This is a genomic window from Ornithinibacillus bavariensis (assembly GCF_050433565.1).
Taxonomy (GTDB): Bacteria; Bacillota; Bacilli; order Bacillales; family Amphibacillaceae; genus Ornithinibacillus; species Ornithinibacillus bavariensis.
Map to the genome: position 1 here is coordinate 85,965 of NZ_JBNPWZ010000004.1, position 20,603 is coordinate 106,567.

The window sequence follows — 20,603 nt, forward strand, 5'->3', positions numbered from 1 at the left end:
AGAGTGAGGAGTATTTAAATGAAAAAATCAATGATCGTAATAGGAATAATCGTAGTGATTATAGTTGCTGGTGCATTTTTTATGCAAAATGTAAATCTTAATCGGTTTGGTGCGGATGAATATTACACACAAATAAATGGGAAAGGAAATAAAATGGAGGAAAAAATGAGTGATGGAACGATTTATATAAATTATGAATATGAATTACCAGCTTATAATAAAGACGGCGAGCAAAAAACATTAACATTTACTGCTAACAAACAGCTTCGTGAAAATGCGTATTTACTTCTTTTTGTAAAAGATGGAAAAGGTGTTACATCTTATCAGGAAGTGACTGCTAAGGAGTTACCTGAAAAAGTGGCTGAAAAGTTGAAATAGCAATAATTAGAGGAGAATCCTTGTTTAAAAGGATTCTCTTTTGGTGGATAGGAAAGTATTGAAATCAGTGCCTTTTTGATAAGATACTTTAATTTCCTTTATAATAAAGAAAAAGCTATGACGGTATGGAGGTATTTATGAATGTCACTAAGTAACAAAACCGTTTTAATTATCGATGATGAGGAAGATATTTTAAGACTTATTAAAACGGTTCTAATAAAAGAAGGAATAGATCATGTAGTGACGTCTACCACTGCGAAAGAAGGTTTTTCTGAATTCCAACGAACACGGCCAGATCTTGTTTTGTTAGACATTATGTTGCCAGATGGTGAAGGGTACGATGTATGTAAAAAAATAAGAAATATCTCGAATGTGCCGATCTTATTTTTATCAGCGAAAACAGACGAAATTGATAAAATTTTGGGCTTTGCCATTGGAGGAGATGATTATATCACAAAGCCATTTAGTCCTAAAGAGGTTGCTTATCGTGTAAAAGCACAGTTGCGAAGGGCAGATTATATGCAGGCGGATGTAATAACGGATTCGATTATAAAAGCTGGTCCCTTTGAATTAAATGAGCAAAAAGCAGAATTAATAAAAAATGGGGAAACCATTGAATTAAAGCCAAAGGAACTTGGACTAATGAAGTACTTCCTCCAAAATAAGAATAAGGTGATTAGTAAAGAACGGCTATATGATACCGTCTGGGGTGAGGATTATTTTGGGTCTGATAATACGGTAATGGTTCATATACGACGGCTAAGAGAAAAAATTGAAGCAGATCCCTCTCACCCTAAATTTTTAATTACTGTAAAAGGCTTGGGCTATAAATTCACAGTAGAGGATGAGTAGGTTGTGAAGTGGAAGCTTACCGGAAGATATATACTTTCCATCGTCTTAGTTGTAACACTCGTTGTTTTCATAAATATTTTTACTATGCTTGCTTTAATATCTGCCCAGGCAATTTTTAACATACCAATATTTCAAGGAAACGAAACATCTCCCGAACTTTTTACAAGACAATTCCAAGATAAGATTAATATAGTAAATGATCATGTGACTATTACAGAAGCGGGAAAAAAAGCATTGGATGAAGAAAATGCATGGATCCAGGTTTTAGATGAAAATGGTAAGGTAATTTATAGCTATAGAACGCCTATGGGAGTTAAGGAAAAATACACGCCATCCGATATCGTTCAAACATATAAATACAAGGAAGTTAATGCAGAAACAACGTTTTTTGTTGGTGGAAAAGAAGATTACAGTTATTTTATTGGGATAGAGAACCCCGCTTTAAATCGCTATGTCATTTCAATTGATAATCGAACCATAAATCATGTGGTTAAGATTAGCGGCATTGTTTTTATTATAGATATTTTCATCGCCTTGCTTATTGGCTACTTTTTTAGTAAACGGCTAACACAGCCTTTACAAACACTTATTAATGGGATTAAACGATTGGCAAATAAGGACTACGCTGTCAATTATGTGCCAAAAGGGGTTTATAAAGATGTCTTTCAAAATGTCAACTTTCTATCTAATCAGCTAACAGCCAATGAAAAGGAAAGAAAGAAATTGGAGATAATGAGAGAAGATTGGATTGGAAATATCTCTCATGATATAAAAACACCACTAGCATCTATTCAAGGATATGCTGAATTAATTAAAGATCAAGACTATGACTTTTCTATAGGAGAAATAAGGGAGTATGCCGGAATAATTGAACAAAAGTCATTATATATAAAAGAGGTTATCGAAGATTTGAATTTAACCACAAGGTTGAAAAATAAAGCACTATTTTTAAACAAAAAAACGGTTAATATTGTTGATTTATTAAGAAATATTGTGATTGATATATTAAATGATCCTAAATATTCTAATCGTCATATCGTATTTCAAGTAACGCAAGAGAAGATTCTTGTAGAAATTGATGAAATTCTATTTCGAAGGGCCATCAATAATTTAATTTATAATGCAATTGTTCATAATGATGAAAATGTACGAATAGATGTGATAATAGAGAAAGAAGAACGTACACATCTCAGAATAAAGGATAACGGAAAAGGAATAGAGAAAAAAGAACTCGACAAAATTTTTGACCGTTATTACCGAGGAACAAATACTGGAGATGCACATAGAGGTTCTGGACTAGGAATGGCAATAGCTAAAGATATCATTCAGGAGCATAAGGGAGAGCTTACGGTTAGCAGTGAGATTGGTCACGGGACGACGATTGATATTAAACTTTGAAGCCCCCTTGTAAAATGAAACATTGTTGAGTTTTAAAAATTACTTTCGTATTTTAAATGCAAACTTCAGAATCACAAAGAAACGGTTGGTTCAATTACGGTCAATGTATTTTCTGTTGAATTTAGATTTACAGTAGCACCTATTGGAATAGCAGCTTTATAATAGCCATGACCAGTAGCAAGGTTGATTGCCAGTGGTTTTCCTAAGGGAACTAATAAAGCATTAATTAAATCTTCATAAGTTGTACGATAAGATACAAAGCAATTCGTACATTCGCCCATGATAATACCAAGACAGTCTTGAAATTTACCTGACATTAATAATTGCGTTAAATACCTGAAAACCATTGTAGTTGGAGAGTGGGTTTCCTCTAAAAAAAGTATTTTTCCGTTTGTATTAATCTCATATGGTGTACCGAGTGCATTTACTAACGATGTCATATTTCCACCTACTATTGGGCCTGTTACATTTCCTGGTATTAAACCCCTCAGGTCTAGATTTGGTGGATTTTGAATTATCCTAGGGGAATTCAACGTCGATGTTGCTTCAAAAAATTGATTGAAGTTATAAGTAGGTGTTTCTGGTCTAAAGTCAATAAGCATTAAACTATGGAAAGTAATTAAATTACTAAATTGATATAAACTATTTAATAAAACCGTCATGTCACTAAAACCAGAAATAATTTTAGGATTCTGTCTTATGACATCGAAATTCAGATAGGGTAGAATAGTCTGAACCCCAGTCCCTCCACGTGTAGCAAGTATCATTTTAACACTCGGATCTCTGAACATATTCATTAAATCCTCTGCTCTTTGTTGAGGTGATGCCGATACAATGCCATCATAGGAATAAACTTGTCTGCCAAAAACGATATTAAAGCCTATATTTCTCAAGAATTGTACGCCTGTATTAATAGTATTCGCATCAAGAGGGCTGCCAAGTGTAACTAATCCAATTGTATCTCCTCTTTGTAACAATGGGGGTCTTATTGCCATATTTTCCACTCCCTCTCCACAATTAAAACTTATTGATAATAAAGGGTATTATAAAGTGAATTGAAATATGTCATATTCAAGATAACTACGAATTAAATGCATAAACAATTAATGTATAGTGCGAAAAAAGGTATGTAATAAAAGTGTAGTTACTTGTTCAACTATATGGCGAGGAAAACAAAATACATAATTTTAAAGGAAAAAGCTTGGGATAAGCAATGAACGAGGCTACTTCTGTAACCAAGAAGTAATAAAACGAAGGAAATGTATCCTGACTGTTGGTAGCCAATTATCATAGAAGCCAAGATCTATATTCTTCCCATTTTCCTCATCATAGTGCACTTTTTTTCCTAAAACTAAAAAAATAAGCCGCAATGTCCACCGTGTTAATGCTAGAATATGATTTAAATATAAACAGTAATGGAGGATTTACAGATGCAAGACAAAATATTGTTAATAGAAGATGATCCAGCAATTTCTGAGATGGTTACAAGCTTTTTATCTAAAGAGGGATTCTGTGTTGTCCATGCATCAGATGGGAAAGAGGCGATGGATTTATTTGAACAACAATCATTTGATTTGGTCTTACTAGACTTAATGTTACCGAAACAGAGCGGTATGGACTGTTTGAAGCAGATGAGAGACCAAAGTCTTGTTCCAGTGCTTATTATATCTGCAAAAGACAGTGATGTAGATAAAGCGTTAGGTCTGGGTTTTGGCGCAGATGATTATCTTGCAAAGCCATTTTCTGTGATTGAATTACTTGCAAGGGTGAAGGCTTCCATTAGAAGAGCAACTGAGTATTCCCACCAGAAAGAAAAAAGAGAGCAACAGATTATTCAAATCCATGAGCTTAGGATAGATATAGATAATTTTCAGATTTACAAAAATGAAAAGTCTATCAAACTAACAAATAAAGAATGGGAAATATTAAAGTTGTTTGTTCAGTATCCTACAAAAGTATTTACGAAAGAACAAATTTACCGTTTGGTTTGGAAAGAAGAATATTATGGAGATGAAAATGTGATTAACGTCCATATGAGTAGATTAAGAGAAAAAATAGAAGATGACCCAGGGAAACCAAAATATATAGAAACATTATGGGGTATTGGTTATAGGTTAGGTGAATTCTAAATGATAGTTATTTTACTGTGCTTTATCTTTAGTTTAATTGCTTTAAATTTAATCCAGTATATTCAAAGGAAAAATAGAGATACCCATCTTGATTATTTAGCTGAGAAGCTTGAACAAATTTTAGAACGAGAGACGATGGAACGATTGCTGTTAATGACCGATGATAAAAAATTACAAGCATTGCTCATAAACATAAATAAATTGCTTGATAAACATCAACAGGAAATCGCAAAGTACAATCAATCAAGACATTCCATGAAAAGAATGCTAACCAATATCTCGCACGATTTAAAAACACCGTTAACAGTCGTATTGGGTTATATTGAAATGGTTCAGAAGGACGAAACAATTAACCAAAACGAACAAGAAAGGCTGTTATTACAAGTTCATCGTAAAACCGTAGAGATTATTGATTTTATGAATGCCTTTTTCGATTTAGCGAGACTTGAATCAGGTGATAAAGAAATTCCGCTTACAAAAATAAATGTCAATGAGATTTGTAAGGATAATTTACTTTCATTCTATGACATTGTCCAATTAAACGGATTAACGATAGATTTCCAATTACCAGATGACCCCATTCATGTATTAGGAAATAAAGAAGCATTGGACAGAGTCTTACAAAATCTATTGTCAAATGCCATCCAATATGGCAGTGACGGAAATATACTTGGTTTAACCCTATCTGTTAACGAAAAACATGTCTATATTGAGGTATGGGACAAAGGAAAAGGAATTGAGGAGCAGAAGCAAGATCTTGTTTTTGAAAGAATGTTCACGTTAGAAGAATCAAGAAACAAAGCCTTTTACGGAAGCGGGTTAGGATTAACAATTACGAAAAGACTACTAGAACAAATGAATGGGACGATCCATGTACAGAGTATTCCATATGAGAAAACGGTATTTACGGTTGCGTTACCACGGATTACCTACTAACTTAAGAAATAAGTAAGAATGAAGAAAGAGAAAAACAACATCCGCTTAGTACAATACATATATAGCCAAACTTGAGGAAAGGAAGGAAATCCGGTGCATATCATAAGGACACATAACGTTACAAAATGTTTTCAAGGGAAAGAAGTCGTATCAAACGTAAATATAAATGTTAAAAAAGGCGAAATTTATGGGTTACTCGGTCCGAATGGATCAGGAAAAACAACACTAATGAAAATGCTGACAAATTTAATAAAACCTACAGCTGGAGAAATTGAGATTTTTGGTCAGCGATTAACGCCTTCTTCGTCGTACGCTGTGTTAGGAAGAATAGGAAGTATGATTGAGTTTCCGATTTTTTATGAGAAATTTACAGCAAAGGAAAACCTAGAGCTTCACTGTGAATATATGGGCTATCATAATAAAAAAGCGATAAATGAAGTATTAGAAATGGTTCATTTAATAAATATTGTCAATAAACCAGTAGAAAACTTTTCACTAGGGATGAAGCAACGCTTAGGTATTGCAAGAGCCATTATTACAAGACCTGAACTATTGATTCTCGACGAACCAATAAATGGACTAGATCCGGTGGGAATTCGTGAAATAAGAAATTTGTTCAAATTACTCGCTAAGGAATATAACATCACAATGATAATCTCTAGTCACATCCTAGCTGAAATGGAACAAATGGCAGATACGGTCGGAGTAATTAATAAAGGAAAGTTAATTGAAGAGGTATCTATGGAAGCAATGAGAGAAAGAAATACAGAATATATCGAAATAATAACGCCAGACATTACAAGTGCTTGCTTTGTCCTCGAACATAGACTGTATTTGCGAAATTTTAAAGTGGTCGATCAGAAAATTATCCGTATTTTCGATCAAAATGTGTCACAAAAGGAAATTTCAAAAACATTGATACTAAACGACATCGAAATGGAGTCAATGAGTAAAAAAGTCACGTCCTTAGAAGAATATTTTATGGGATTAGTGGAAAAAGAAAATCAGAATCAGGTAGTTAAACATGAATAAAGGTGGTGTAGATATGTTTACGCTAATGAAATTGGAATTGAAAAAATTAAAAATAGGTTGGTATGTAAACGGAACAATTATTGCAAATATCCTTATCCTTTCGGTCCTATTTGTCATTAGTTTCATTGAAAAGTTGGAAGGCAATGTTGTTTTTCGCGACTACGACGAAGTTTTTATTATTATCGGCGCATTTGTAAGAGCAACGTTTATAATTTTTGCGGCAGTCTTAATTGCAAAGTTAGTTATCGAGGAGTTTAAAAATAAAACAATTACGGTATTGTTTACGTATCCAATCAATCGAAAGAAGTTACTTGGTATAAAATTACTTATTATCGGCACCTTAACCTTTATTACGATTATTATTTCTAACCTTTTCGTACTTGGTTCATTTATCGCATTGAATCCATATTTTCAAATCATCTCAGATCCTCTTTCATTGAAAATGGTAGTCCAACAAATTATTTCAATCATTACATTTGCTTTTGCAGCAGCAGGAACTAGTTTAATTAGTTTATATTTTGGAATGCGGAACTATTCTGTACCGGCTACAATTATTTCGTCGATTGTCATCGTTGCATTAATTAGTTCTCATAATCCGGTCTTTTCTATAGCTTCAATCGTTTATATCCCGTTAACATTAGCTATCATTGGTATTTTAATTGCTTTTCTATCTATTAGAAGAATAGAAAAAATAGATATTATTTGAGGAAACAGTGTTCATTTGAAACTTATTCTTGTAAAATAACAGGCTTTGCCTGTGTGAAAACAAGTCTATAATCGATGTAACAAAAGGATCTCCAATCGTAGAATAGAGATGGCCGTCAAACCGACTCTAAAAAACGAGAGGAGATCTATTTTTATGTCGTGTGACAATAGTTTAACACACACAGATTTATATGTTAGCAGAGTATCCTCTATACCTTTTGTATCATTTCTATAAAATTCTCGGCAGCCTTGGACAAGCTATGATCTTTAAGCCATATTAATCCAACTGATCCGCTCAGTTCGGTTGTGTTTGATATTCGATAAGCATTTATGGGGTATCCAGTATATCGTTTAAGTAGCGTTTCAGGAACTATAGATGTAGCGAAGTCAGATGTAACTAGATCCATCAAAAGACTGATATCAGAACACTCCCCAACAATATTAGGTTGTAGTTTAAATCGGGAAAATGCTTCTAAAATTAAGTAATGCACACCTAATCCCTCCGTACTTGGGAACAGGAGTGGATAATGTTCAATTTCAGCAAGCGATACATCTCGATCAAAAGCGGTATGCTCCTTCGATGTGATGAAATAAAAAGGCTCGTTACAGAGGTGGAGTACAGAAAAATCGTCCAAATCTAATGGTAAGCGAATAATTGCAAGCTCCACAATTCGTTCCCTGACTAATTGACAAAGATAGGAGGATTCATTTTGTTGAATTTTATACGTTACCTTTGGAAATTTTTTTTTAAATTGTTTAAGTGCACGAGGCAACCCGCTTACCGAAAATGTGTTTACTCCAATCGTAAGTCTTCCATTTACACCTTTCCCGACTTCCTTTACCTCTGTTTTCGTTTCTTCCATCAATTGAGTTATTTGTAGCGCATTTTTATATAGAGCCTTTCCCGCCTCCGTCACCTCTAGAAGTTTACCACTTCTCTCGACTAACTTAGAACCAAGTTCTTCTTCCATGGCTTTTAATTGCTGGCTTAATGGTGGTTGGGACATATGCAACCTTTTAGCAGCAGCAGAAATTTTCCGTTCTTCTACAATAGCAATAAAATAGCGTAGTTGTCTTATATCCATCATTAGTTTCCTCTCTATTTCATATATGGAAAAAGTAAGTAAAGATAACTTTATTAATATTTTTCATATAATTATCCTCATGATACCATATTTATAGACAAGATGCGGGCTATTAAAGGGATAGAAGGAATTTTTAGATTTTTCTAGTAGTTATGCTTACCGCATGTAGCAGGACTCCAGACTTTAAGGAAAATAGACAGTTTAAATTTGTCTATTAAAGTTTAGAAGAAAATTATAAAAGGAGAGTATTTTTTTGACATTATTATTAAAGAATGTGCGTTTGGAAACAGGATATTTGTATGATAAAACGTTTGTAATAGCTACAAAAACAAACATATTTGATGTATTGATTGAGAATGGAAAATTTATTGAAATAGCCCCAACGATTGAAACAAGCAATGTAGAAGTAGTAGATGCCAAAAAGCAGCTCCTTGTTCCATCGTTCAAGGAAATGCATACACATATTGATAAAACATACTTCAGTGGTGAGTGGAAAGCGCCAACGCCAACTACTGAAGGGATATTTTCTCGTTTAAAAGAAGAAGCGATATTACTACCAAAGCAATTGGAGGTAGCCGAAGAAAGGGCACATGCCATGGTCCAGCATTATATAAAAAAGGGACATACACATATTCGTACACATGTGAATATTGATCCACAAATTGAGACTAAACATATGGAAATTGCCAAGTGTGTTTTGGAAAGCTATCGCAATCAAATCACGTATGAAATCGTTGCATTCCCACAACATGGTTTATTACGCAATGGCCAGGTATTCTTAACAATCCTTGAAAAAGCATTACAAATGGGTGCTACACATATCGGAGGGGTAGATCCTGCTTTAGTTGATCGAAATAGCGGAGAAGTTTTAAAAACAACATTTCAATTAGCTGAAAAATATGATGTCGGAATTGATATTCATTTACATGAACAAAACACATTAGGTGAATTTGAAATTCAACAAATTATCCATGAAATTGAACAACGTTCTTTTAAAAAGGAAGTTACCCTTAGTCACGCATTTGCACTGGCAGATTTACCTCAAAAATCATTAGACAAGCTAGTAAAACAAATGGCTACGAATAACATTAGCGTGACGACAACAGTTCCTATTGGCCCAGGCCCAATTACAATTCCTGTGAAATATTTGTATGATAACGGTGTGAAGGTTTCGATTGGACATGATAGCCTTGTTGATCACTGGTCTCCATTTGGAAGTGGTGATACGGTTCAAAAATTAAATCAGTTTATCCAACGTTTTGGCTACATTGATGAATGGCATATTGGACAGTCCATGAAATATGCTACTGGTGGTTTAACACCATTAAATGACGCTGGTGAAAGACAGTGGCCAAAAATAGGAGATACGGCTAACGGGCTACTTGTGGATGCAGTGAGCTCTGCACATCTAGTTGCCAGACAATGCCCTATTTCGACAGTGATTTCAAAGGGAAGAATAATTCATGAAGAAGAGATAGAGCTAAAGGGGGAATATCGATGAGCATATGGCTTTCTAATGTTCGACTGGAGACGGGTGAAACAATGCACGAAGATGGTAGCATCCAGACAAGATCCGATTTGTTCCATATTCATGTTGCAAAAGAAGGAATAATTCAAACAATTATACCTGCTACTGAGAATGTACCGGATATAGATATAATTGATATGGAAGGAAAACTAGCACTTCCTGCATTCAAGGATATGCATAATCACTTGGATAAAACGTATCTTTCATTAGGGTGGAAGGCTTGTCGTCCTGTAAATAGTTTGTCTGAGAGATTGGCTATTGAAGCAGCTGAATTAGAAGAGCTTTCAGAAACAGTAACACAAAGAGCAGCTGCCATGATTGAATTACACTTGAATAACGGTGTGAATCATATTCGAACACATGTTAATATCGATCCCTTTATCAAATTGAAAAATTTAGAAGGTGTGAAAAAAGCACTGGAAGCCTATGAGCAATATTTAACCTATGAAATTGTTGCGTTTCCTCAGCATGGTTTATTAGCCCATGGAGAAATGCCTGATTTGTTAAGACAAGCATTGGAATCTGGTGCGACAATTTTGGGGGCACTTGATCCAGCAGGTATTGATAAGGATGTCGAAAAATCATTACAAATCACCATGGATATAGCCAAGGAGTATGCTGTAGATGTTGATATGCATTTACATGATAAAGGGCAAGTAGGTTTCTATACGATGGATAAATGGCTAGATATGGTGAAGGAACAAAAATATATGGGGAAGACTACATTTAGTCATGCATTTGGTTTAAGTAAGTTGTCACCTCATTTTCAAAAGCAATTTGCGAAAAAGCTAAGCGATTCTAATGTGGAAATTATGTCTACCATCCCAATTTCTATCAACCATCAGCTAATCCCTATTGATCTATTGAAAACAGCAGGTGTAAAAGTTGGCTTGGGTTGTGATGGCTTTTATGATTCTTGGAGTCCTTATTTTTCTGGCGATATTTTGGAAAAGGTACATAACTTTTGCGACTATACAGGGAAATCAGATGAACGTTCATTACGTCAGAGTCTCAGTTTAATCACACAAGAGTTGACCCCACTAAATAGAGAAGGAGAACAAGTCTGGCCAAAGATTGGGGCGGAAGCAAGTTTTGTGTTTGTTGATGCTAGTTGTAGTGCAGAAGCAGTGGCTAGACTACCCAAAAACAGACTATTGATGCATAAAGGGAAAATATACAAATCCACACATTAGGAGGGTGTAGATGAAAAACATCTATTTTTTAATAATAATTACTTCACTTTTTTTGGTGGGTTGTACAGAAACTGAAGAAAAGAAAACTGATTCGGCAAACATTGAATCTGAAGTATCTGAAAATGTTTCAACTGTAGAAACAGCAGAAACAAAGGGGGATGAAGTTGTGAAATATGATGCTGGAAGCTTGATTCAAGCAGTGGAAAACAACGATATAGAAAAAGTAAAGAACATACTTTTAGATACAGAGTATAAAATTGATGAAACAAACGAGAAAGAGGAAACACCATTATTGATAGCCACTCATAATAACCAAGTAGAAATTGCTCAGTTATTAATTGATCATGGAGCAAACATTAACCAACAGGATGCCATTAGTGACAGTCCATATTTGTATGCGGCAGCACAAGGGAAAACAGAGATTCTTAGCTATATGATTGAGCATAGTAATCCAGATCAAAGTAAAGTTAATCGATTTGGCGGCAATGCCTTAATCCCTGCTGCTGAAAAAGGGCATCTTGAAAATGTACGATTATTATTAAAAGATGGCAAAGTAAATATTAATCATCAAAATAATTTCGGCTATACTGCACTTATCGAGGCAGTTGCTTTACGTGATGGCTCAAAGGTGTATCAAGACATTGTAGCGGAATTATTAAAATACTCTGCTGATAGAACGTTAAGAGACAATGATGGAAAGACAGCTGAGGATTACGCAAGAGAGTTAGGCTATACACAGATACTTGAGCAATTACAAAATAGATAGAGATGAATATTTTTAGAAAGTCGATATGAATAGATTCTTCATTCATAGTTTTTAAAAGGAAGAAGTCATATTCAACTATTCAAAGTAGTATTAAATAAAACCACAGCTCCATACAGCTTTTGCTACAGAACAAACCGTCTATGCCAATGATCATAATTATTTTATGAAAGTACCGAGATGGAGCTAGTGATTGAATGAATACATTGATATAAAGGGTTCAAAGTCACTTATAATTTATGAGTGGTAATAACGAACGATTTATTAAAAATAACATAAAATGTTCGGAAATGGTTGACAGTATCCTAGTAAAATAGTATTATAGCTTCAGAAACACTTGAAAATATGAATGTCTACCTGCGTATAATTTAGGGAATATGGCCCAAAGTCTCTACCAGACCGCCGTAAATGGTCTGACTACGCGGATTAGTATAATATGGATGATAGCTTACTCTATGGTTAGTTTTCTATTGTCTATCTTTACTTTTCTTGCATAGTCATGAGCATGTATTTCCCCTAAAACTCGGGGGGAATACATGTTTTTTTTCGCACTCATTCTATTTTAGGAGGAAAAGTAATGAGAAAGTATTTTCATTTTGAGGAGTTAGGAACGAGTTATCGTACCGAATTCACAGCTGGATTAACAACATTTTTAGCTATGGCATATATCCTATTTGTCAACCCTGCTACACTTGCTGAGGCTGGTATGGATAAGGACGCAGTATTTGTAGCAACAGCGGTTGCTGCTGCAGTGGGTACATTATTTATGGGGATTATTGCTAAATATCCGGTTGCATTAGCGCCGGGAATGGGGCTTAATGCTTTCTTTGCTTATACGGTTGTTCTAGGCTATGGAATTCCATGGCAAACGGCTTTATCAGGTGTACTAGTTTCTGGACTTATTTTTATGGTATTAACATTAACTGGTCTTCGTGAGCGAATTATTAATGCAATCCCTGCAAACCTTAAATACGCCGTTGGGGCTGGGATAGGGCTATTTATTGCATTTATTGGTTTAATCAATTCTGGAATTGTCGTTGATAATTCTGCAACACTAGTAGGGATAGGGGATGTTACTTCCCCGGATGTACTATTAGCTATTTTCGGTTTAGTTATTTCTGTTGTTTTACTTACTAAGGGAGTAAAAGCAGGGATATTCTATGGCATGATCATTACTGCAATCGTAGGAATGATATTTGGATTGGTTCCAGTTCCAACATCACTTAATCATATTATTGGCGGAATTCCAAGTATCTCACCTACCTTTGGGCAGGCATTATTCCATTTTGATGAAATATTTACACTTCAAATGCTAGTGGTTATCTTAACATTCTTGTTTGTTGACTTCTTTGATACGGCTGGTACATTAGTAGCTGTTGCTACTCAAGCTGGTTTAGTGAAGGAAAATAAACTACCACGTGCAGGTAGAGCATTATTTGCAGACTCTGCAGCGACTGTTTCAGGTGCAGTATTCGGTACATCCACAACAACTTCTTACGTGGAATCAACTGCAGGTGTAGGTGTAGGTGGTAGAACAGGTTTTACAGCAGTCGTAACAGCTGGGTTTTTCTTACTTGCATTATTCTTCTCGCCATTACTAGCGATTGTAACATCAGCAGTAACTGCTCCGGCACTAATTATTGTTGGAGTATTAATGGCAGGGCAGCTAAAAAATATTGAATGGGATCGATTTGAAATAGCTGTACCAGCATTCTTTGTATTACTCATGATGCCATTAACCTATAGCATCGCAACTGGTATTGCAATCGGATTTATTTTCTATCCAATTACGATGATTGTTAAAGGTAAAGCTAAAGAAATTCACCCAGTCATGTATGGATTATTCATTGTGTTTATTCTATATTTTGTCTTCTTATAAACAGTGTCCAAGCGAAATCTCGAGGTATAGAGATTTCGCTTTTTTTATTTGTTGAAGCATTGTTTCGGTAGGTGTCTAGTATGACTTTTTTGTAGTCGGATGAAAGAGGTAGATAAGGTAGATTTCTCGATTGAACGCTTAATTAGCAACTTACTTAGAAGTTTGCAAAACTATGAGAACGAATGAAAAAAAGCCATCCCCTAACAGGGAAATGGCCCTCTTTCCTTCATTATTATTGACTAACTGTTCGTTCGCGCGAAAATAGGACATGATAAACGAATATTGCAGCAGTTCCTAGTAGAGATACAACACTTAATGTATAATACAATGTACTTCCATTGAAATGATCGATAATTGTCCCACCGGTTAGGGAACCAATTATACCACTGATTCCAAAGAATACGGCATAATAAACGAGATGTCCGGTTGACTGTAATAGCTTCGGAATTAAACGAGTTACATAGTCAAGGGCAGCTAAATAGAATATCCCAAACGTAATCCCGTGAAGGAACTGTAAGGAAATGACAAACATTGGATTATCCGCAAACCCATAGATAAACCAGCGCAAACTATACAATACACCAGCAATCATGATAAACACTAATGGGTGTAGTTTTCGGAACCAAAAGCCTGCTAGTGCAAATACTAAAGCTTCGCTAGCGACACCAACAAACCAACCTAAACCAACTAATGCTTCACTTCCGCCAAGCTCAGTAATATATAATCCTATATAACTATCATTCGTTCGATGGGCTAATGAGAGAAAAACAATAGCAATCAAGAAAAATAAAAACGGTTTATTCTTGATTAATACTCCTACGTCTTTTAAACGAACAGGGTCTGATTCAACTTTAACATCCTGTAAACGGAAAACAACAAGCATCGCGATAAATCCAAATAGTAAGTATGGCCATATCATATATTGAACACCGTACCTAGAAAGAATTTCACCGATTATTAGGGACGATGTAGCAAATCCGATAGATCCCCACATCCGAATGGTTCCAAAGGAAACACCAATTTCATTCGCTCTCCGCTGTGATAGACTATCCCCAAGACCACCAATAGGCGAAGTGAAGAAATAAAACATCGCTCCAACTATCATAATAGAAATCAAACTATTCATTTGAAAGAAAATAGTACTGAAAATAAGTAGGCCCATTACACAAATCAGTAGAATCTTTTTCACTGATTTAAATTTATCACTTAAATAACCAAAAAATGGTTGAGCGAAAATAGATGCTAGTGGTCCAATTGCCAATACCCAGCCAATCTCTGTTCCATTTAAACCTTTGTATGCTAGGTATAATGGCAAAAAGCTAAGTATAATCGTATTTGTAGCATGAAAGCTAAATAATAACATTTTTAATGGAATTAAGGATTCTTTACCTGCCAAGTTGTCAGCCCCTTTAATTAATGCTGTTCAAGAGGTAATTATACTATGTAGAGATTGATAGGGAAACAAGTAATTTCAAGTTAATTCAAAAAAAAGGAGCATCCTCCTAAGTGGGTGCCCCTATATCTATTACCAGTTCTCTGAAATAAACGCATCACGGCCAGACTTGGCTCGGTCTTCTTTATATTCCTTTTCACTTTTTTTATAAAAGTCTTGATGATACTCCTCAGCAGGATAGAAGGTAACAGCTGGAAGAATTTCCGTTACAATGGGTTTTGAGAATCTACGACTTTCCCCTAAAGCATGTTTCGATGCTTCGGCGATTGCTTTTTGTTCATCATCATGATAGAAGATTGCGGTACGATATTGATCTCCACGGTCGTGAAATTGTCCTCCTGCATCGGTTGGATCAATCTGTTGCCAATATACTTCTAATATTTCATTATATGAAATAATGCTAGGATCAAACGTAATTTCAACTGCCTCATAATGACCTGTCGTCCCGGTTTTTACTTCCTGATAGGTAGGATTTTCTACATGACCACCAGTATATCCAGAAATCACAGAGTGTACCCCATCCCACTGGTCAAAAGGCTTAACCATACACCAAAAACAGCCACCTGCAAATGTTGCTTTACGTAATGTTGCCAAATTTGTTTCCTCCATATTCTACTGCTAGTTTAAGTAGCATTTTATTTCTAGAAAAAATATAATATTTATTTTATAAAATATACCATATTTGCATAAAAAGAACATGATAATACTTCAGAAATTCATTTGTGAATTAATATAAGTGAATAATGTAAAAAACAGAGTCGTAAAGATCCAAATCAAGGACTCATTGACTCTGCTTTTAATAATAAAAGGCTTGGGCCAAGCTTTCAAAGAATGCTCTTATTCATCCTCTAATAGCTCAACCGTCACACGGTTTTTTCTACTAGAATCCGAAATGAAGCGATGCAATTGAATAAATACTAACCCGCTATTATAGGTGGCTCTGATCTTATCGGAGCGAACGGGAAAGGGTAATGGGACCTTACGTTCAAAGACTCCTTGTAATATTTCCTCTTTCACAACTGTTCCACCAGAATGACCAATATCAATTGTTCCACGGAGCTCTAAGGTTGCGTAATCTACATAAATATCTATCTTATCTAAATTTCTTAATCCGGGAATACTAGCAATACATAATAATTCATTATCCGTTTGGTAAAGATTAATCTGGGGAATAGTTGGTTTAAGGACACCTTCAAATTGATCCCAGAACTGTTCACCGAAGAATTGATCCATATTTCGTTTCCAATCTGTCATTTGTTGAAATGGATCCACACAATCACCTCATTTAACATAAATAGGATAGTCATACTATATGCAGATTGTAAATTATGGGTGAATGACCTTTTTTAATTGGGAGGTATTAAAGTTGCTTGATAATGCACTGATCATGGTTGCCATTATTTTGATTGTTAATGTTGTCTATGTATCGATGTTTACCATTCGCATGATTCTAACCCTTAAGGGTCGGCGCTATATCGCTGGCTTAGTCAGCATGTTTGAAATAATTGTTTATATTTTTGGATTAGGACTTGTTCTTGATAATTTAAATGAAATTCAAAATGTGATTGCATATGCCTTAGGATATGGAATTGGGGTTGTAATAGGCTCTATCATAGAAGAAAAACTAGCGCTCGGCTACATCACTGTCAATGTAATCTCAACAAATCCCGATTTAAATTTTACTCGTAGATTACGTGAAAAAGGGTATGGTGTTACTAGTTGGTCTGCTTATGGAATGGATGGGGACCGATTAGCGATGCAAATTTTAACCCCTAGAAGATACGAATTAACGCTATACGAGGAAATAAAGAACATTGATCCAAAAGCCTTTATTATTTCCTACGAGCCAAAGCAAATCTATGGTGGATTCTGGGTCAAGCAAGTACGAAAGGGACGATTACTTAGTCCTAGGAGGAAAATGGATAGAACAAAGAATGAGCACGGTAATACAAAGGAGGAAAAGCGGGAATAAGTTATATTTGGTGAAAAACCCTTTAAAATCCGAACATTGGTTAATTTAATTTAAAAATTGTTCGATTTTTATTGACCTTAAAAATGTTCTTTGTTATGCTAAAATCAACAAAAAAATAACGGACCCTCATATATTTCTTGGGATATGGCCTTGAAGTCTCTACCCGGCACCGTAAATGCCGGACTATGAGGGAAGATGAATCTTTGCAGAATGCAATTGAAGCTTTTTGTAGTCTTTTCCTCTACAAAAGCATAGCTTGCTATTACCATTTTTGGGATTAGCGAGTATTTGCTTGCTGTCGGATTAATGAGGTCTATTCATCTTCTCTCAGAATTGGGAGAGGGTGAATAGACCTTTTTGTTAGTGGGTAGAAAAACAGATTTCCATGGGGAAGGAGAGATGAATATGTCATTAGTCGGTGTCATCATGGGAAGTATCTCTGATTGGGAAACAATGCAGCATGCATGTGCTATTTTAGATGAATTACAGATAAATTACGAAAAGGAAATTATTTCAGCACATCGGACTCCGGAGGATATGGCTAAATATGCTAGAACAGCGTATGAACGTGGATTAAAGGTGATTATCGCAGGAGCAGGGGGAGCAGCTCATTTACCGGGAATGGTAGCAGCTCAAACGATACTTCCGGTCATTGGCGTACCCGTTCAAAGTAATGCATTAAATGGTCTTGATTCACTGCTTTCTATCGTTCAAATGCCTGCTGGAGTACCAACAGCAACAGTTGCTATCGGGAAAGCAGGTGCCATTAACGCTGGGATTCTTGCAGCACAAATCATTGGCACCTTTGATGAGGTAACTGTACAAAGACTTGTTAGCCATCGAAAAGAAATGCTAGAAAAAGTATCTGAAATGAGGGAAGAGCTTGCAAAACACTAAGATTATTCTTCCAGGAGAAACGATTGGAATAATTGGTGGTGGACAGCTTGGTCGTATGATGGCTATAGCAGCAAAATATATGGGCTACAAGGTGGTCGTCTTAGACCCGACCCCAAATTGTCCTACTGCACAGGTAGCTGATCAGCAAATTATTGCAGGATTTAATGACATAGCTGCTATAAACGAGTTAACAACTATTTCCAGTGTTGTAACATATGAGTTTGAAAATGTAGATTTACGAGCAGCAGCTATGATTGAACAAGAAGGCAAGCTGCCACAAGGAGCATATCCATTAGCGATTACACAAAACCGTGAAAAAGAAAAGCGTTTATTGGAAGAAGTAAATTTACCCGTTCCAAACTTTGCAATTGTACATCATAGGGATGAGGTTGTGGAAGCATTGGAGCATTTGCCCTTCCCGCTTGTCATCAAGACGTGTCAAGGTGGTTACGATGGAAAAGGACAGCTTAAGCTGGAATCTAGTCTAGACTTATCTGAAGCTATTCAGTTTGTCGAACAGCATCAGCATTGCATAGTGGAAGCTTGGATTTCCTTTGATAAGGAAATATCAGTGATATTTACACGTAGCGAGACAGGAGAAATAGTGTTCTTTCCAATAGCAGAGAATATTCATAAAGACCAAATCCTATATCAAACAATAGTCCCTGCGAATATTTCAGTGTCTGTAAAAGAAAAAGCATTAGCCGCTGCAAGAGCACTAGCCGAAAAAATGGATATTGTCGGAACGTTTACAATTGAAATGTTTGTTGCTGGAGAAAAAGTATATCTTAACGAAATGGCACCTAGGCCACATAATTCCGGGCACTATACCATTGAGGCGTGCAACATTTCGCAATTCGCTCAACATATTCGCGCTATTTGTGGCTTACCATTAATTCCAGTAGAGCTTATAAAGCCAGCAACGATGCTCAATATTTTAGGTGAGAACTTCAATCAAATAATAAAAGCTATTCCTAAGATAAATCAGGGCTTTGTCCATTTTTATGGAAAGGAAGCTGTGAAAGCAAAACGGAAAATGGGGCATATTACCTTTATTGGAGATAATTTAGCAGAAAAAGTTGAAAGCTTGAGGAGGCAACTAAATGATTGAGCGGTATACAAGAGAAGAAATGGGTACCATTTGGACAGAAGAAAATAAATTTAATGCCTGGCTAGAAGTTGAAATTCTTGTGTGTGAAGCGTGGAGTGAGCTAGGGATTATCCCACAGGAGGATTTAAAACGAATTCGTGAAATAGCATCTTTTGATATTCAACGCATTTATGAGCTTGAAAGGGAAACTCGACATGATGTTGTGGCATTTACTCGTGCAGTTTCCGAAACACTTGGTGAGGAACGGAAATGGGTTCACTATGGTTTAACCTCAACAGATGTGGTGGATACCGCATTATCATTAAATTTGAAGCAAGCAAATGAAATTCTCCGTAAAGATATACATAATTTCATTGAAATACTAAGAAGTAAGGCTATTGAACATAAGCATACCGTGATGATGGGAAGAACACACGGTGTACACGCAGAACCCACTACTTTTGGTCTAAAGATGGCTTTATGGTATGAAGAAATGAAACGTAACCTCGAACGCTTTGAATTAGCTGCGAAAAATGTAGCGTTTGGAAAATTATCTGGTGCAGTTGGAACATATGCAAATATTGATCCTTTCGTGGAGCAATATGTTTGTGAAAAGCTGGGGCTAACACCAGCACCAGTTTCTACTCAAACACTACAACGTGACCGCCATGCAGCATATATCGCCACCTTAGCGTTAATCGCTACTTCAATAGAAAAGTTTGCTACAGAAATACGTGGACTACAAAAAACAGAGACTCGTGAAGTGGAAGAGTTTTTCGCAAAAGGACAAAAGGGTTCATCTGCCATGCCACATAAACGAAACCCAATTGGATCAGAGAATATGACTGGAATGGCAAGAGTTGTTCGTGGTTATATGGTAACCGCCTATGAAAATGTTTCCCTATGGCACGAGAGGGACATCTCACATTCCTCAGCAGAACGAATTATCTTACCAGATGCAACGATTGCGTTAAACTATATGCTAAATCGCTTCGGAACGATTGTAAAGAATCTAACGGTTTTTCCAGAGAATATGAAACGAAATATGGATAAGACACATGGGGTAATCTTTTCCCAGCGTGTACTCCTTGCTCTTATTGATAAAGGAATGAGTCGTGAGGAGGCATACGACATTGTACAACCAAAGGCAATGGAAGCATGGGAAACAGAAATACATTTTAAGAAGCTTGTCAAAGCTGAGGACCGAATAACAGCACTATTAACGGATAAGGAAATTGAAGCATGCTTTGATTATACGTATCATTTGAAAAATGTCGATGTGATTTTTGAACGCATTGGCTTAAGTTGAGGTG

At 35.8% G+C, this 20,603-nt stretch carries 20 protein-coding genes and 2 riboswitches; of the genes, 15 read left to right on the forward strand and 5 right to left on the reverse strand.

Going from position 1 to position 20,603, the window contains the following annotated elements:
• Positions 1 to 18: 18 nt before the first annotated feature.
• The 3 genes from HNR27_RS09205 (at position 19) to HNR27_RS09215 (ending at position 2,628) form a co-directional block, all read left to right on the forward strand.
• Positions 19 to 378 carry a YxeA family protein gene (locus tag HNR27_RS09205; RefSeq protein ID WP_429339565.1) on the forward strand — a complete coding sequence of 120 codons (360 nt, stop codon included), beginning with the start codon at positions 19 to 21 and terminating at the stop codon, positions 376 to 378.
• 141 nt (positions 379 to 519) lie between these two features.
• Positions 520 to 1,230 carry a response regulator transcription factor gene (locus HNR27_RS09210; RefSeq protein ID WP_429339566.1) on the forward strand — a complete coding sequence of 237 codons (711 nt, stop codon included), beginning with the start codon at positions 520 to 522 and terminating at the stop codon, positions 1,228 to 1,230.
• Positions 1,231 to 1,233: 3 nt separating this feature from the next.
• The gene (locus tag HNR27_RS09215; RefSeq protein WP_429339567.1) at positions 1,234 to 2,628 is read left to right on the forward strand and encodes a sensor histidine kinase; all 1,395 of its coding nucleotides are present in this window, start codon (positions 1,234 to 1,236) and stop codon (positions 2,626 to 2,628) included.
• A 71-nt stretch (positions 2,629 to 2,699) separates the two neighbouring features.
• On the opposite strand, the gene HNR27_RS09220 is transcribed toward HNR27_RS09215, so the two are convergent.
• Positions 2,700 to 3,623 carry a S66 peptidase family protein gene (locus HNR27_RS09220; protein ID WP_429339568.1) on the reverse strand — a complete coding sequence of 308 codons (924 nt, stop codon included), beginning with the start codon at positions 3,621 to 3,623 and terminating at the stop codon, positions 2,700 to 2,702.
• A gap of 435 nt (positions 3,624 to 4,058) precedes the next feature.
• On the opposite strand from HNR27_RS09220, the gene HNR27_RS09225 reads away from it, so the two are divergent.
• The 4 genes from HNR27_RS09225 to HNR27_RS09240 all read left to right on the forward strand — a co-directional run bounded on the left by HNR27_RS09225 (position 4,059) and on the right by HNR27_RS09240 (position 7,431).
• Positions 4,059 to 4,757, forward strand: coding sequence for a response regulator transcription factor (locus HNR27_RS09225; RefSeq protein ID WP_429339569.1), 699 nt, complete (start codon positions 4,059 to 4,061; stop codon positions 4,755 to 4,757).
• Positions 4,758 to 5,693 (forward strand): sensor histidine kinase, encoded by a 936-nt coding sequence (locus tag HNR27_RS09230; RefSeq protein ID WP_429339570.1) that lies wholly within the window; start codon positions 4,758 to 4,760, stop codon positions 5,691 to 5,693. It begins immediately after the preceding gene.
• Between the two features lie 93 nt (positions 5,694 to 5,786).
• The gene (locus tag HNR27_RS09235) at positions 5,787 to 6,725 is read left to right on the forward strand and encodes an ABC transporter ATP-binding protein (protein WP_429339571.1); all 939 of its coding nucleotides are present in this window, start codon (positions 5,787 to 5,789) and stop codon (positions 6,723 to 6,725) included.
• A 13-nt stretch (positions 6,726 to 6,738) separates the two neighbouring features.
• Positions 6,739 to 7,431 carry an ABC transporter permease gene (locus tag HNR27_RS09240; RefSeq protein ID WP_212921595.1) on the forward strand — a complete coding sequence of 231 codons (693 nt, stop codon included), beginning with the start codon at positions 6,739 to 6,741 and terminating at the stop codon, positions 7,429 to 7,431.
• Between the two features lie 208 nt (positions 7,432 to 7,639).
• Here the strand turns inward: HNR27_RS09240 and HNR27_RS09245 are convergent, their stop codons facing one another.
• Positions 7,640 to 8,515 carry a LysR family transcriptional regulator gene (locus HNR27_RS09245; protein ID WP_429339643.1) on the reverse strand — a complete coding sequence of 292 codons (876 nt, stop codon included), beginning with the start codon at positions 8,513 to 8,515 and terminating at the stop codon, positions 7,640 to 7,642.
• 253 nt (positions 8,516 to 8,768) lie between these two features.
• Here HNR27_RS09245 and HNR27_RS09250 point away from each other — a divergent pair, with 253 nt between their 5' ends.
• The 4 genes from HNR27_RS09250 to HNR27_RS09265 all read left to right on the forward strand — a co-directional run bounded on the left by HNR27_RS09250 (position 8,769) and on the right by HNR27_RS09265 (position 13,878).
• Positions 8,769 to 10,016, forward strand: coding sequence for an amidohydrolase (locus HNR27_RS09250; protein ID WP_429339572.1), 1,248 nt, complete (start codon positions 8,769 to 8,771; stop codon positions 10,014 to 10,016).
• On the forward strand, positions 10,013 to 11,236 hold the full coding sequence (locus tag HNR27_RS09255; RefSeq protein ID WP_212921489.1) for an amidohydrolase: 1,224 nt from the start codon (positions 10,013 to 10,015) through the stop codon (positions 11,234 to 11,236). The genes HNR27_RS09250 and HNR27_RS09255 overlap by 4 nt, the downstream gene beginning before the upstream one ends.
• A gap of 10 nt (positions 11,237 to 11,246) precedes the next feature.
• A complete protein-coding gene (locus tag HNR27_RS09260) occupies positions 11,247 to 12,002 on the forward strand; it encodes an ankyrin repeat domain-containing protein (protein ID WP_429339573.1) in 756 nt (251 codons plus the stop codon).
• Between the two features lie 336 nt (positions 12,003 to 12,338).
• A riboswitch (purine riboswitch) is annotated at positions 12,339 to 12,439 on the forward strand.
• A gap of 137 nt (positions 12,440 to 12,576) precedes the next feature.
• Positions 12,577 to 13,878, forward strand: a complete 1,302-nt coding sequence (locus HNR27_RS09265) for an NCS2 family permease (protein WP_212921487.1) — start codon at positions 12,577 to 12,579, stop codon at positions 13,876 to 13,878.
• 232 nt (positions 13,879 to 14,110) lie between these two features.
• On the opposite strand, the gene HNR27_RS09270 is transcribed toward HNR27_RS09265, so the two are convergent.
• The 3 genes from HNR27_RS09270 to HNR27_RS09280 form a co-directional block, all read right to left on the reverse strand.
• The gene (locus tag HNR27_RS09270) at positions 14,111 to 15,274 is read right to left on the reverse strand and encodes an MFS transporter (protein ID WP_429339574.1); all 1,164 of its coding nucleotides are present in this window, start codon (positions 15,272 to 15,274) and stop codon (positions 14,111 to 14,113) included.
• 129 nt (positions 15,275 to 15,403) lie between these two features.
• Positions 15,404 to 15,940: a peptide-methionine (S)-S-oxide reductase MsrA gene (gene msrA / locus HNR27_RS09275; RefSeq protein ID WP_429339575.1), complete on the reverse strand. Its 537-nt coding sequence runs from the start codon at positions 15,938 to 15,940 to the stop codon at positions 15,404 to 15,406.
• Positions 15,941 to 16,168: 228 nt separating this feature from the next.
• Complete coding sequence (locus tag HNR27_RS09280; RefSeq protein ID WP_212921484.1) at positions 16,169 to 16,603, reverse strand: Hsp20/alpha crystallin family protein; 435 nt, start codon at positions 16,601 to 16,603, stop codon at positions 16,169 to 16,171.
• 94 nt (positions 16,604 to 16,697) lie between these two features.
• On the opposite strand from HNR27_RS09280, the gene HNR27_RS09285 reads away from it, so the two are divergent.
• From HNR27_RS09285 to purB, 4 genes are all read left to right on the forward strand, one after another.
• Complete coding sequence (locus HNR27_RS09285; protein WP_429339576.1) at positions 16,698 to 17,303, forward strand: DUF2179 domain-containing protein; 606 nt, start codon at positions 16,698 to 16,700, stop codon at positions 17,301 to 17,303.
• 106 nt (positions 17,304 to 17,409) lie between these two features.
• Positions 17,410 to 17,509, forward strand: a riboswitch (purine riboswitch).
• A 199-nt stretch (positions 17,510 to 17,708) separates the two neighbouring features.
• Positions 17,709 to 18,200 carry a 5-(carboxyamino)imidazole ribonucleotide mutase gene (gene purE, locus HNR27_RS09290; RefSeq protein WP_429339644.1) on the forward strand — a complete coding sequence of 164 codons (492 nt, stop codon included), beginning with the start codon at positions 17,709 to 17,711 and terminating at the stop codon, positions 18,198 to 18,200.
• Complete coding sequence (gene purK / locus HNR27_RS09295; protein WP_429339577.1) at positions 18,187 to 19,311, forward strand: 5-(carboxyamino)imidazole ribonucleotide synthase; 1,125 nt, start codon at positions 18,187 to 18,189, stop codon at positions 19,309 to 19,311. Before purE ends, purK begins: the two co-directional genes overlap by 14 nt.
• Positions 19,304 to 20,599 (forward strand): adenylosuccinate lyase, encoded by a 1,296-nt coding sequence (gene purB, locus HNR27_RS09300; protein WP_429339578.1) that lies wholly within the window; start codon positions 19,304 to 19,306, stop codon positions 20,597 to 20,599. The genes purK and purB overlap by 8 nt, the downstream gene beginning before the upstream one ends.
• Positions 20,600 to 20,603: the final 4 nt, after the last annotated feature.

Bases quoted from the DNA above. Each gene is read 5' to 3' on its own strand.
- HNR27_RS09255 (WP_212921489.1), top strand. From the start codon at position 10,013: ATGAGCATATGGCTTTCTAATGTTCGACTGGAGACGGGTGAAACAATG.
- HNR27_RS09265 (WP_212921487.1), top strand. From the start codon at position 12,577: ATGAGAAAGTATTTTCATTTTGAGGAGTTAGGAACGAGTTATCGTACC.
- purB (WP_429339578.1), top strand. From the start codon at position 19,304: ATGATTGAGCGGTATACAAGAGAAGAAATGGGTACCATTTGGACAGAA.
- msrA (WP_429339575.1), bottom strand. From the start codon at position 15,940: ATGGAGGAAACAAATTTGGCAACATTACGTAAAGCAACATTTGCAGGT.
- HNR27_RS09210 (WP_429339566.1), top strand. From the start codon at position 520: ATGTCACTAAGTAACAAAACCGTTTTAATTATCGATGATGAGGAAGAT.
- HNR27_RS09220 (WP_429339568.1), bottom strand. From the start codon at position 3,623: ATGGCAATAAGACCCCCATTGTTACAAAGAGGAGATACAATTGGATTA.
- HNR27_RS09225 (WP_429339569.1), top strand. From the start codon at position 4,059: ATGCAAGACAAAATATTGTTAATAGAAGATGATCCAGCAATTTCTGAG.
- HNR27_RS09230 (WP_429339570.1), top strand. From the start codon at position 4,758: ATGATAGTTATTTTACTGTGCTTTATCTTTAGTTTAATTGCTTTAAAT.
- HNR27_RS09260 (WP_429339573.1), top strand. From the start codon at position 11,247: ATGAAAAACATCTATTTTTTAATAATAATTACTTCACTTTTTTTGGTG.
- HNR27_RS09240 (WP_212921595.1), top strand. From the start codon at position 6,739: ATGTTTACGCTAATGAAATTGGAATTGAAAAAATTAAAAATAGGTTGG.
- HNR27_RS09205 (WP_429339565.1), top strand. From the start codon at position 19: ATGAAAAAATCAATGATCGTAATAGGAATAATCGTAGTGATTATAGTT.
- purE (WP_429339644.1), top strand. From the start codon at position 17,709: ATGTCATTAGTCGGTGTCATCATGGGAAGTATCTCTGATTGGGAAACA.
- HNR27_RS09245 (WP_429339643.1), bottom strand. From the start codon at position 8,515: ATGGATATAAGACAACTACGCTATTTTATTGCTATTGTAGAAGAACGG.